Annotated in this window: 12 protein-coding genes; 9 read left to right on the top strand and 3 right to left on the bottom strand. The window is 71.7% G+C overall.

What is annotated here, in order from left to right; all coding sequences use genetic code 11:
• Window positions 1-48 precede the first annotated feature (48 nt).
• From EV685_RS06545 to EV685_RS06525, 5 genes are read left to right on the top strand one after another with little or no spacing between them, the layout of a single operon-like run.
• Window positions 49-705, top strand: coding sequence for a response regulator transcription factor (locus EV685_RS06545; protein WP_130481200.1), 657 nt, complete (start codon window positions 49-51; stop codon window positions 703-705).
• The gene (locus tag EV685_RS06540; protein ID WP_242615463.1) at window positions 702-2,075 is read left to right on the top strand and encodes a sensor histidine kinase; all 1,374 of its coding nucleotides are present in this window, start codon (window positions 702-704) and stop codon (window positions 2,073-2,075) included. The genes EV685_RS06545 and EV685_RS06540 overlap by 4 nt, the downstream gene beginning before the upstream one ends.
• A gap of 11 nt (window positions 2,076-2,086) precedes the next feature.
• Complete coding sequence (locus EV685_RS06535; protein WP_130481199.1) at window positions 2,087-3,196, top strand: patatin-like phospholipase domain-containing protein; 1,110 nt, start codon at window positions 2,087-2,089, stop codon at window positions 3,194-3,196.
• Between the two features lie 46 nt (window positions 3,197-3,242).
• Window positions 3,243-4,220: an alpha/beta hydrolase gene (locus EV685_RS06530; RefSeq protein ID WP_242615462.1), complete on the top strand. Its 978-nt coding sequence runs from the start codon at window positions 3,243-3,245 to the stop codon at window positions 4,218-4,220.
• Window positions 4,221-4,236: 16 nt separating this feature from the next.
• Complete coding sequence (locus tag EV685_RS06525; protein ID WP_130481198.1) at window positions 4,237-5,121, top strand: YbgC/FadM family acyl-CoA thioesterase; 885 nt, start codon at window positions 4,237-4,239, stop codon at window positions 5,119-5,121.
• A 21-nt stretch (window positions 5,122-5,142) separates the two neighbouring features.
• Here the strand turns inward: EV685_RS06525 and EV685_RS06520 are convergent, their stop codons facing one another.
• The 3 genes from EV685_RS06520 to ygfZ are packed head-to-tail and all read right to left on the bottom strand — an operon-like array spanning window position 5,143 to window position 7,474.
• Entirely contained in the window at window positions 5,143-6,081 is a 939-nt protein-coding gene (locus EV685_RS06520; protein WP_130481197.1) for an NRDE family protein, read from the bottom strand.
• Between the two features lie 6 nt (window positions 6,082-6,087).
• Window positions 6,088-6,423 carry a DUF4936 family protein gene (locus EV685_RS06515; protein WP_165396729.1) on the bottom strand — a complete coding sequence of 112 codons (336 nt, stop codon included), beginning with the start codon at window positions 6,421-6,423 and terminating at the stop codon, window positions 6,088-6,090.
• 40 nt (window positions 6,424-6,463) lie between these two features.
• On the bottom strand, window positions 6,464-7,474 hold the full coding sequence (gene ygfZ, locus EV685_RS06510) for a CAF17-like 4Fe-4S cluster assembly/insertion protein YgfZ (protein ID WP_130481195.1): 1,011 nt from the start codon (window positions 7,472-7,474) through the stop codon (window positions 6,464-6,466).
• A 219-nt stretch (window positions 7,475-7,693) separates the two neighbouring features.
• Between ygfZ and mltG the strand changes: the two genes are divergently transcribed.
• The 4 genes from mltG to EV685_RS06490 are packed head-to-tail and all read left to right on the top strand — an operon-like array spanning window position 7,694 to window position 10,833.
• Entirely contained in the window at window positions 7,694-8,644 is a 951-nt protein-coding gene (mltG, locus tag EV685_RS06505) for an endolytic transglycosylase MltG (RefSeq protein WP_242615505.1), read from the top strand.
• A 16-nt stretch (window positions 8,645-8,660) separates the two neighbouring features.
• Window positions 8,661-9,302 carry a dTMP kinase gene (gene tmk, locus EV685_RS06500; protein WP_130481193.1) on the top strand — a complete coding sequence of 214 codons (642 nt, stop codon included), beginning with the start codon at window positions 8,661-8,663 and terminating at the stop codon, window positions 9,300-9,302.
• Window positions 9,296-10,450 (top strand): DNA polymerase III subunit delta', encoded by a 1,155-nt coding sequence (locus EV685_RS06495; protein ID WP_130481192.1) that lies wholly within the window; start codon window positions 9,296-9,298, stop codon window positions 10,448-10,450. The genes tmk and EV685_RS06495 overlap by 7 nt, the downstream gene beginning before the upstream one ends.
• A complete protein-coding gene (locus EV685_RS06490) occupies window positions 10,447-10,833 on the top strand; it encodes a PilZ domain-containing protein (RefSeq protein WP_130481191.1) in 387 nt (128 codons plus the stop codon). Before EV685_RS06495 ends, EV685_RS06490 begins: the two co-directional genes overlap by 4 nt.
• Window positions 10,834-10,881: the final 48 nt, after the last annotated feature.

The raw sequence follows: 10,881 nt of genomic DNA, 5'->3' as shown, positions 1-10,881 counted from the left end.
CCATCGAGCCGTGAACGTCCCCTGTGCAAACTCTTTCACCCCGCCGCGATGCGACTGCTGTTGATCGAAGACGACGAGATCCTGGGCGAAGGCCTGCGCGACTACCTGCGCGCCGAGGGCCATGTGGTCGACTGGTGCACCCGGCTGTCCCAGGCCGATGCCACCCGGGGCGAGCCCTATGACGTGCTGCTGATCGACTGGCAGTTGCCGGACGGTTCAGGCGTGGCCTGGCTGCGCAACCTGCGCAGCCGGGGCGACGCGACGCCAGCGCTGGTGCTGACCGCACGCGACAGCCTTTCCGACCGCATCGAAGGCCTGGACCAGGGTGCCGACGACTACCTCGTCAAACCCGTGGCGCCCGAAGAGCTGGCCGCGCGACTGCGCGGTGTCGCGCGCCGCACCGCTGCGGCGCCCCAGGCCCGCCTGTGCTTCGGCGATGTTGAGGTCGACCTGCAGGCCCGCGCGGTCTGGCGAGCCGGTGCGCGCATCGACCTGACCGCCCGCGAGTGGACGGTGCTCGAAGCCCTGGCCCTGCGCGCCGGCCGCATCGTGGCCAAGGTCGACCTCGAACGGCTGGTGCTGGGCATGGACTCCGATGTCGCCAGCAACGTGCTGGAGGTCCACATCTCCAGCCTGCGACGCAAGCTCGGGCGGGATCTGGTCGAGACCGTGCGCGGTCTGGGGTATCGCCTGGAGGCCTCGTGAGCCGCGCCGCGCCGGCCTCGATTGCCACCCGCATCACGCGGGCGATGGCCGCCTGGTCGGTGGTCTGGCTGCTGCTGGTCACGCTGGCCGTGCTGATGTCGGTCCGGCACGAGGTCGACGAACTGCTCGACGACGCCATGCTGGCCTCGTCGGAGGTGCTGACCGCGATGCTGAGCAGCCCGGCGGCGCGCTCGCTCGGTGGGGCGGTCGACGGCATGTCGCCGCCCAGCTTCCTGCCGTCCGAGACCCGCTACGCCTGGCAACTGGTCAACCGGGACGGCCGTGTCGACCTGCGTTCGAACGGCGCCCCCGAGTCCGCCTGGCTGGCCACGCCGACGGCCGGCTACACCGATCTTCCCGACTGGCATGTGCACGGCGCCGCAGTCCCTGCCACCGGCCAGATGCTCTATGTCGCGCAGACCCAGGACGAGCGCCGCGAGGCGCTGATCGACCTGGCACTCGGCGCGGCGCTGGCCACCCTGTGTGTCGCCTTGCTGGCCTGGTTCACGCTCCATGCCATGGTGTTGAGGGAACTGGCGCCGCTGGCGCGCTTGAGCCAGCGTCTGAGCGAGCTGGACCCGGTCCGGCTGGAGCGACAACTGGGCCCACCTGAACGGGCCGAACTGGTGCCGGTGCACCAGGCGCTGGACCTGATGGGACGCCGTCTGGCGCGCCGGCTGGCGCAGGAGCGGGTCTTCTCTGCCCATGCAGCCCACGCGCTGCGCACACCGCTGGCCGGCATGGACGTGCAACTGGCGATGGCCGTGCGCGAGGCGCCGGCCAGCCTGCAAACCCGCCTGTCCCGGGTGCGCGAGGCGGGCAGCCGGATGCAACGCATGGTCGCCACCCTGTTGCTGCTGTTTCGCGCCGATGGCGTCGACGCCACGGCCCTGCGCTTGCAGACGCTGGACGTCGCCGGCCTGCTGGCACGCTGGCCGATCGAGGGCCTCGTGTTGCAGGTTCAACCCGGGCTGCAGGTGCGGGCCGATGCCGACCTGCTGGCCGCCGCCTTGCTCAACCTGATCGACAACGCCCTGCGGCACGGTGGCCACACGGTCCGCGTCGAAGCGCCGCAACCGGACTGCCTGCGCATCAGCGACGACGGCCCCGGCGTGCTGCCGGCACAGCGCCAGCGCCTGGCGCTGTGGCTGGCGCGTCTCGATGACGATGAGTTGGGTGGACCGCTGGCGCACCGTGAGGGTGGCGATGCCGGCCCGTCGTTCCAGGCCGAAGGCACCGGGCTGGGCCTGCAGATGGCGCAGCTGGTGGCGCGGGCTCACGGGGGCTCGCTGGACCTGCCCGACCTGGGCGCTGGCTTTGTGGTCGACCTGCACTGGCCCATGGCCGTGCCGCCGAGCGGCGGCGGCTAGCATCCCCGGCCATGCGAGCCCTCAGCCTGCACGCCGGTCCGCGTGCCCTGGACCATCTGCGCCGCCATGGCCTGCAGCCGAGCCACGTGCGGGCCATCGTGGCCGCTGCCGGCGGACCCAAGGGCCTGATCCTCAACGGCCTGGACCGGCACCTGTTCGGCCACTGGCTGACGGGTCCTGGACCGACCCTGCATCTGGCCGGGGCCAGCATCGGCGCCTGGCGCATGGCGGCCGCCTGCCTGCCCGACGGCGGATCTGGCGCTGGCTCGGACGCTGCCATGGCCGAGATGGCCGAGCGCTACATCGCCTGCCGCTACGACCCGCCTGCCGGCCAGACGCTGCGCGCCCACCACGTCAGCGCCAGCTATGCCGGTCTGCTGCACGACCAGCTCGGCGGCCGGCAAGCTCAGCTGCTGAGCCACCCGCGCCGTCGCCTGCATGTGGTCACCAGCCGGGGTCGCCACCTGCTGCGGCGTGAAAGGCGTTTCTGGACCGGCCTGGGCTATGGCGCAGCCTTCCTGAGCAACCTGGCGCACCGGCGCGGGCTGGGCCTGTGGCTGGAGCGGGTGCTGTTCAGCGACCGGCGCGAGGCCTTGCCCATCCCCTTGACGGATCTGCCCACCCGGCGGGTTGATCTGGCGACCGACAACCTGCTGGGCAGCGTGCTGGCGTCCGGCTCGATTCCCTTCTGGCTCGATGCCGTGCATGACCTGCCCGGCGCGCCGCGTGGCGCCTACTGGGATGGCGGCATCACCGATTACCACCTGCACTGGCCCTGGTCGCATTGGCAAGGTGACGGCACGCCAGCCATCGTGCTGGTGCCACATTTCCAGTCCAGCCTGGTCCCTGGCTGGCTGGACAAGGCCTTGCGCGCGCGCCACCGCCCGACGCCCTGGCTGGACAACGTGCTGCTGCTGTGCCCGCGCCACGACTGGATCGCCACCTTGCCCAACGCCAAGTTGCCCGACCGCAAGGACTTCCAGGGCCTGCCGGTCGAGCAGCGCCAGCGCGACTGGCGCGTGGCCGTCACACGCAGCCGTCAGCTGGCCGACGAGTTTGACGACTGGTTGGCCCGTGGCACGCCGGTCGACGAGGTCAGGCCCCTGGGCGCACCGGCCTGATCCCGCTGGCCCCTCATACCTGTCGAACAACCTTGCCAACACCTCGATGTCCCACCGCAAGCCCGCCGCCCTGACCCCGGCGATGCAGTCGTTGCTGCAGCGCATCCGCAAGGCCGGCCGGCCGGCGCTGCACCAGTTGCCTCCGGAGCAGGCCCGCGAGCTCTACCACCTTGGCGCCGAAATGCTCGACCCGCCGCGCGCGCCGCTGGCCCGCGTCGAGACGCTGTCGCTGACGCTGGCGCCTGGCGTGGTCCGTCCGGCGCGGCTTTACGCGCCACGTCGGGCCGGCGAGGGCGATCCGCTGCCGGTGCTGCTCTACCTGCATGGCGGTGGCTTCACGATCGGCGGGCTGGACACCCATGACAGCCTGTGCCGACAGCTGGCCCGCCGCAGCGGCGCGGCGGTGCTGTCGCTGGACTACCGGCTGGCGCCCGAACACCGCTTCCCGATCGCCGTCGACGACGCCTGGGCCGGCCTGGGCTGGCTGGTGGCACACGCTGCTGCGCTCGGCCTGGACGGCCGGCGCCTCGCGGTCGGCGGCGACAGCGCGGGCGGCACCTTGGCGGCGGTGCTGGCCCTGATGGCGCGCGACCACGGCCTGCCGCTGGCCTTGCAGGTGCTGATCACGCCTGGCGTCGGTGCCCATGCCGACACCGAGTCGCATGCGCTGTATGCCCAGGGCTACCTGCTCGAACGCGACAGCATCGCCTGGTTCTTCGACCACTACATCGACCACGCCCAGCGCAGCGACTGGCGCTTTGCGCCGCTGCTGGCGCCCGACCATGACGCGCTGGCGCCGGCCTGGATCGGCCTGGCCGAATGTGATCCGCTGGTCGACGAGGGTGTGGCCTACGCCGACCGGCTGCGCATGGCCGGCGTGCCGGTGCAGCTCGAACTCTGGCGCGGCGTGACGCACGACTTCATCAAAATGGGCCGCGCCATCCCCGAAGCGCTGCAGGCCCAGGCCTCGATCGCCGAGGCACTGCGCAGCGCGTTCGACCTGCCCGAGCCCGACCTGTCCTGAGCCGCATCCGACCCCCATGAGCACCCCAACGCCCCGCCTGGAACGCCACCACTTCCGCCAGCTGCACCGCCTGCGTGTGCGCTGGGCCGAGGTCGACCTGCAGCAGATCGTCTTCAACGGCCATTACCTGATGTATTTCGACACGGCGGTGGCCGAGCACTGGCGCGCGCTCGCCTTGCCGTACGGCGCGACGATGGCGGCGCTGGGCGGCGACCTGTTCGTGCGCAAGGCTGAACTCGAATACCACGCCAGCGCCCGCTACGACGACCAGCTGGAGATCGGCGTGCGCTGCCTGCGCATCGGTCGGACCTCGATGGTGCTGGGCTGCGCGGTCTTCCGCGGTGTGCAGCGGCTGGTCGACGGCGAGCTGGTCTACGTGCATGCCGACGCGAAGACGCACCAGCCCCTACCGGTGCCCGAGGCCTTGCGCGCCGTTTTCCTGGGCTACGAAGCCGGCGAGCCGATGCTGCAGGTGGCCATCGGCGACTGGGCCACGCTCGGCGCCGATGCCCATGCGATCCGGCGCGAGGTCTTTGTCGACGAACAGAAGGTGCCGGCGGATCTGGAACACGACGCAGCCGACCTCCACATCGTCACCCATGCGCTGGCCCGCAACCGGCTGGGTCTGGCCCTGGCCACCGGCCGCTGGGTGCCGCAGGACGACGGCCGCGTCGCGCGCATCGGCCGCATGGCCGTGCGCGCGTCGATGCGCGGCAGTGCGGTGGGACGTCAGGTGCTCGACGCGCTGCTGGCCTCGGCCCGCGCCGCCGGTTGCCGTGAGGCCCTGCTGCACGCCCAGGCCAGCGCCATCGGCTTCTACCTGCGCGCGGGCTTCCAGCCCCAGGGCGAACGCTTCGTCGAAGCCGGCATCGAGCACCTGGAGATGGTCAAAGCGCTTTGACCGCAGCGTGCAAGCGCCCGCTCAGGGGTTTTCGACCTGCAGCTCGATCGGGTGCCGGTCAGCCGGCGACACCGAGGCCGGCGCATGGCCCCGGTCGTCGCCCAGCGGCACCAGCAGCGGCTCGCTCACGGCCAGGGGCGGCCAGTGCGGTAGGGTCACGCGGCGTCGAACGGGCGGGTGGCCGGCGCTGGCGACGCTGCGCTCGACCAGCGTGGTCTCGTAACGCGGCGCGCCACCGCCGATCACCCGTTCGACCACCAGCACGGTCGAGCTGCGTGTGCCATAGCCGCGCTCGGGCATGTCGATGCAAATGGCGGACAAGGCGCGTTCGATCTCCAGCGGCACGCCGGTGGCCGGCAAGGCGGCATCGGCCGCGCGCTCACGCTGCTGCAGGGCGCGCAGCAACTGCTCGACCAGGTGATCGCGCGGCGCGTGGCGCGCCAGGGTGTCCTGCGTGATCGACGCCAACGCATCCTTCAAGGCGACGACCTTGGGCCAGGGCTCGTCCAGCGCGCCGTTGGACAGGCCGTAGAGACCCGCTTCCAGGCGTTGCGGGCTCGGCCGGTCGCTGCTCATCCAGTGGCTGCGCCCTTCGACCAGGTCGATGTTGACGAGGTTGAAGCCGTTGTGACCGGCCATCGCCGTGCGCACCCAGAGCTCCTCGGGCGCGAGCGGGCTGTCCAGCCAATCCGGGACGATGACCCCGCGGGTCGGGGCATCGTCGCGCTGGCGTTGCGGCGCCCGGATGTTGGTCAGCAAGGCCAGACGGCCCCGGCTGCCCAGACCGAACCAGGTGCCACCGGCCTGCAGGTCACGCCCGGCCAGGATCTGGCGACCATCGGGCCGGGCCGGCCACCAGCCCAGGCCGGCGGTCGGACGGTCATGGAACTCGTCACGGTTGGAGGCCAACACCAGCGGGAAGCGCGCGTGCTGCTCGATCGACCAGGCCACCAGGCACATGGGCGTTCAGGCTCCGGTGGCTGGATTGGGGAAGGGCATGAAGCGTTCTTCATGCCGATCGGAGAGGCGGCCTGGCGGCAGCGCGGCCAAGCCCTCGCGCAAGGCCGCCAAGCGGTCGTGCGACAAGCCGTCAGGGTGGCGGTAGATCTCCATCCACGTCAGCGGCTGGCCGGGGCGGGCGGCATCGGCGCGTTGCAGCAGGCGGGCCTGCAGGCCGGGCCAGTCGCGGCACAGCGCGGCCTGGGCCGCCAGCAGGGCGGTGCGGGCGGGGTCGACCTGGCTCGGGTCGACACCGTAGTACACGTACAGCTCCAACAACTTCTCCCGGACGTCGGACGTCACCGGCCCATTGTGTGACCCGCAGCGGGCGCCGGGATGTCGCTCAGGCGGTCGGGGTGGCGTCACCTGCCAACTGCGGCACGGCATAGGGCAGGGCCAGCAGCGTCAGGGTCGGCCCTTGGGCCGAGCCGAGGTGCAGCGTGCCCGTGCCGACCGCGCCGATCTTCAGCTCGGCCAGCGCCAGCGCCGCGTCGCCATCCGCGCCAACCGGCGCCGAGGCGGCGACCTGGCCGGCGGGCTGCTCCGGGTCCTCGCTCCAGTAGATCTCCTGGCCCGGCTTGGGCTGGGTAGCGCCGGCCAGCAAGAAGGCGCGGCGCTTGAGCTTGCCGAGGTACTGGCTGCGGGCGACGATCTCCTGGCCCGGATAGCAGCCCTTCTTGAAGTCGACGCCGCCGACCAGTTCGTAGTTCAGCATCTGCGGCACGAACAGCCCGCTGGTGGCGGCTTGCACCGGCGCGACGCCGGCACGGATGTCCAGCCGTTCCCAGGTGGTGGTCGACAGGGCGGGCAGGGCGCCCTCCAAGGCTGCGGCCGCGTCGGCCGGTCCAACCCACAGCCAGCGCGGCAGGCCCGCGTCGGGCAGGCGCACGACCAGGCCGCTGTCCAGGTCGTGACGGCTCCAGGCCTCGGCAGCGGGCGCATGACCCAGCGCGCGACCGAGGTGCGTCTGCGCCGCCTCGCCGGCCAACCCCACAACGACCAGGCCACCGCTGACGTCGCTCAGCTTGGCCTTGGCCCGCAACACGAACATCGACAGACGCTTGAGCGTGGCCGGCAGCAGGTCGGCGGCACAGAGCAGCCAGATCGTGTCGGCATCGCGGCGCGCGACGATCAGGCTGGCCAGCATGCGGCCCTGCGCGTTGCAGTAGCCGGCCAGACGGGCCTGACGGGCATCGAGCCGATTGACGTCGTTGCTCAGTTGGCCGTGCAGGAAGCTCGCCGCATCGGCGCCGCTGGCCTGCATCACGCCCCAGAAGGGCAAGCGGCAGACGCCGCCGAGGGCGTGGTCGTGACGGGATGGGTCTTGCGGCAGGGCCTTCGGGACGTCGTTCATCGTGGCGGTGGGAGGGTCCGGGAAAGGGCGCTCATTATCATCAGCCGCCATGTCCCGAACGTCCTGCCACCGCCCTTGCACCTGCGCCACTGCGGGGCTTGCGCCATGAGCCGTCGCGTGCAGAAGCCCAAGCCGGGCCCGAGCCGTCGTCGCAGCCCGGCCCGCCGTGTGCGCCGCTGGCCGTGGGTCTTGCTGGCCCTCGTGCTGCTGGTCGGCGCGATGGCCGGCGCCGTCGGGCACTGGCTCCATCGGCCGCTGAGCCTGGCGCAGCCCAGCATCGAGATGACGGTCGAGCCTGGCGACAGCCCGCGCGACATCGCCCACCGCCTGGTCGATGCCGGTGTGTTGACCGAACCGCGCTGGCTCTATGAATACTTTCGCTGGTCCGGCCAAGCGCGCGCGATCAAGGCCGGCAGCTACGAGTTCGGCGCGGGCACCCGCCCGGTCGACCTGCTGCGCAAGCTGGTCGATGGCGACGTGACGCTGGCGCGCATCCGGCTGATCGAGGGTTGGACCTTCCGCCAGTGGCGCGCCGAGCTGGCGCGTCACCCCGACCTGAAACACGAGGCCGCCACGCTGGACGATGCCGCGCTGATGGCCGCGATCGGCGCGCCCGGCCTGCCGCCCGAGGGCCGCTTCTACCCCGACACCTATGCCTTCTCCAAGGGCAGCAGCGATCTGGCCGTGCTGCGTCGGGCCCTGCACGCGATGCAGCGCCACCTGGACAACGCCTGGCAAGGTCGCCTCGATGGCCTGCCGCTGAAGTCGGCCGACGAGGCGCTGACGCTGGCCTCCATCGTCGAGAAGGAGACCGGCCGCGCATCCGACCGGCCGCAGATCGCCGGGGTCTTCATCAACCGGCTGCGCATCGGCATGCCGCTGCAGACCGATCCGACGGTGATCTACGGCCTGGGCGCGGCCTTTGATGGCAACCTGCGCCGCCGCGACCTCGAAACCGACACGCCGTACAACACCTACACCCGTGGCGGCCTGCCGCCCACGCCGATCTCGATGCCGGGACGCGACGCCCTGCTGGCCGCGACCCGTCCGGGGACGACGAACGCGCTCTATTTCGTTGCCCGCGGCGACGGCAGCAGCGAGTTCAGCAGCAACCTCGCCGACCACAACCGTGCCGTCGACCGCTACCAGCGTCGCGCTGGCAAGCCCTGACCCGAGTCCACCGCCCTTGACCGAACCCCGCACCCACTCGCCCGCGCCGGCCGGCCGCTTCATCACCATCGAAGGCATCGACGGTGCCGGCAAGACCAGCCACGTCGAGGCGATCGCCCAGCGCTGGCGCGCGCGCGGCCTGGAGGTCGTGCGCAGCCGCGAGCCCGGCGGCACGCCGCTGGCGGAGATGCTGCGCGACCTGGTCCTGAACGAGGCCATGGACCCGCTGACCGAGGCCCTGCTGGTCTTCGCCGCCCGGCGTGACCACACCGAGCGGGTGATCCGCCCGGCGCTGGCCCGTGGCGCGGTGGTGCTGTGCGACCGCTACACCGACGCGACCTTCGCCTACCAGGGTGGCGGTCGTGGCTTCGACCTGGCGGTGCTGACGCAGCTTGAAGCCTGGGTCCAGCAAGGCCTGCAACCCGACCTGACCTTGTGGTTCGACCTGCCGGCCGAGGTGGCGGCGCAACGTCGTGGCGCGGCCCGTGCGCCCGATCGTTTCGAGCGCGAGGAACTCGATTTCTTCGACGCCGTGCGCGCCGGCTACGCCCGCCGTGAGCGCGCCGATCCGCAACGGGTGCGCCGGCTCGACGCCAGCGGCACGCCCGAGCAGGTTGCGCACGCTTGGCAGGCGGTGCTGGAGTCGTTGGGATGGTGACCCGCACGGTGCCCAAGGCTGACAAGGCCGACAAGCCTGAGAAGGCCGACGCCGGTCCGCGCCTGGACCTCGACGCCGCGCGCCTGCCTTGGCTGCGTGACACGCTGGCCCGCACGCTGGCCAGCCAGCGTTCGCATGCGCTGCTGGTCAGCGGCCCGAGCGGCGTCGGCCAGCTGGCCTTTGCGCTGGCACTGGCCAAGTCCTGGCTGTGCGAGACGGCACTGGCCGATCGTCCGCAGCAACTGGCCTGCGGCCACTGCGGCAGTTGCCACCTGGTCGACGAACGCAGCCACCCGGACCTGCGCCTGATCGTGCCCGAGGCCTTGCGCGGCGAGGTCGGCCTGGATGCGGACGAGGCCGGCGAAGGCGACGGCGACGGCAAGAGCAAGAAGGCCAAGCCCAGCCAGGAGATCAAGGTCGACCAGATCCGGGCGGCGATCGGCTTTTCCGAGCTGACCGCCGGCCGCGCCCGCACCAAGGTGCTGGTGCTGCACCCGGCCGAGGCGCTCAACACCATCTCGGCCAACGCCATCCTGAAGACGCTGGAAGAGCCGCCCGGCACCTTGCGCTTCGTGCTGTCCACGGCCGAGCCGCAAAGCCTGCTGCCGACCATCCGCAGCCGCTGCCAGGTCGTGCCGCTGCCGCCGCCCGAGGTGGGGCCGGCCACGGCGTGGCTGGCTGAACAGGGCGTCGACCAGCCAGCGGTGATGCTCGCGGCCAGCGGCGAACAACCGCTGGTCGCGCTGGCGATGCACCAGGCCGGGCTGAACGCCGCCAGCTGGCTGGCCTTGCCCGAACGTGTCGCGGCTGGCGATGTCACGGCCTTCAGCGGCTGGGCCTTGCCGGTGCTGGTCGAGACGCTGCAGAAGCTCTGCCACGACCGCCTGCTGGTCAGCGTGGGCGCCACGCCGCGCTACTTTGCCGGTGCCCGGCTGGCGGCGGGTGAGGTCGCGCGGCTGACGGCCTGGGCGGCCGACCTGCGGCGCCAGGCCCGCCACGCCGATCACCCCTACAACGCCGGCCTCGCCGTGGAAGCGCTGCTGGCGCAGGCGCGCGACGCCAGCACGATCACGCCGATGAACGGCGGTGTTGGCGCGGCATCCGCACGCCAGCGCCCGCCGGGTGGGCCGATACACTCACGGCCATGAACGAACCCGCCCTGCGTCCCGCCCTTGCCTCGGCCCAACCGGCCAACCGGCCCAGCGTGATCCAGCTGGTGTTTCGCGAGAAGGGCGCGCTGTACGCGGCCTACATCCCGCTGTTTTCGGAAGGCGGCTTGTTCGTGCCAACCACCCGCGAGTACAAGCTCGGCGAGGACGTCTACCTGCTGCTGACGCTCCCGGAAGATCCGCAGCGCTACCCGGTCGCCGGCAAGGTCGCCTGGATCACGCCGGCCAACGCGTCTGGCGGCCGCACCCAGGGCGTTGGCGTGCGTTTCCCGCAGGACGAGAAGACCCGCGCGCTGCGGGTGCGGATCGAGGAAACGCTGGGCACGGCGATCCAGTCGTCCAAGCCGACCCAAACCATCTGAGGCCTGTCCTCGCTGCCCCGAAACGCCGGCTCCGTGCCGGCGGTTTTC

It is taken from the genome of Sphaerotilus mobilis, from assembly GCF_004216565.1.
Taxonomy (GTDB): Bacteria; Pseudomonadota; Gammaproteobacteria; order Burkholderiales; family Burkholderiaceae_C; genus Sphaerotilus; species Sphaerotilus mobilis.
The sequence above is the reverse complement of the archived record's forward strand: the minus strand, read 5'-3'. Positions and strand labels throughout refer to the sequence as shown.

Excerpts from the sequence above, each read along its gene's own strand:
- mltG (WP_242615505.1), top strand. The coding sequence starts at position 7,694 with ATGGCCGGCGCCGTCGGGCACTGGCTCCATCGGCCGCTGAGCCTGGCG.
- EV685_RS06495 (WP_130481192.1), top strand. The coding sequence starts at position 9,296 with ATGGTGACCCGCACGGTGCCCAAGGCTGACAAGGCCGACAAGCCTGAG.
- EV685_RS06520 (WP_130481197.1), bottom strand. The coding sequence starts at position 6,081 with ATGTGCCTGGTGGCCTGGTCGATCGAGCAGCACGCGCGCTTCCCGCTG.
- EV685_RS06535 (WP_130481199.1), top strand. The coding sequence starts at position 2,087 with ATGCGAGCCCTCAGCCTGCACGCCGGTCCGCGTGCCCTGGACCATCTG.
- EV685_RS06545 (WP_130481200.1), top strand. The coding sequence starts at position 49 with ATGCGACTGCTGTTGATCGAAGACGACGAGATCCTGGGCGAAGGCCTG.
- EV685_RS06530 (WP_242615462.1), top strand. The coding sequence starts at position 3,243 with ATGTCCCACCGCAAGCCCGCCGCCCTGACCCCGGCGATGCAGTCGTTG.
- ygfZ (WP_130481195.1), bottom strand. The coding sequence starts at position 7,474 with ATGAACGACGTCCCGAAGGCCCTGCCGCAAGACCCATCCCGTCACGAC.
- EV685_RS06525 (WP_130481198.1), top strand. The coding sequence starts at position 4,237 with ATGAGCACCCCAACGCCCCGCCTGGAACGCCACCACTTCCGCCAGCTG.
- EV685_RS06490 (WP_130481191.1), top strand. The coding sequence starts at position 10,447 with ATGAACGAACCCGCCCTGCGTCCCGCCCTTGCCTCGGCCCAACCGGCC.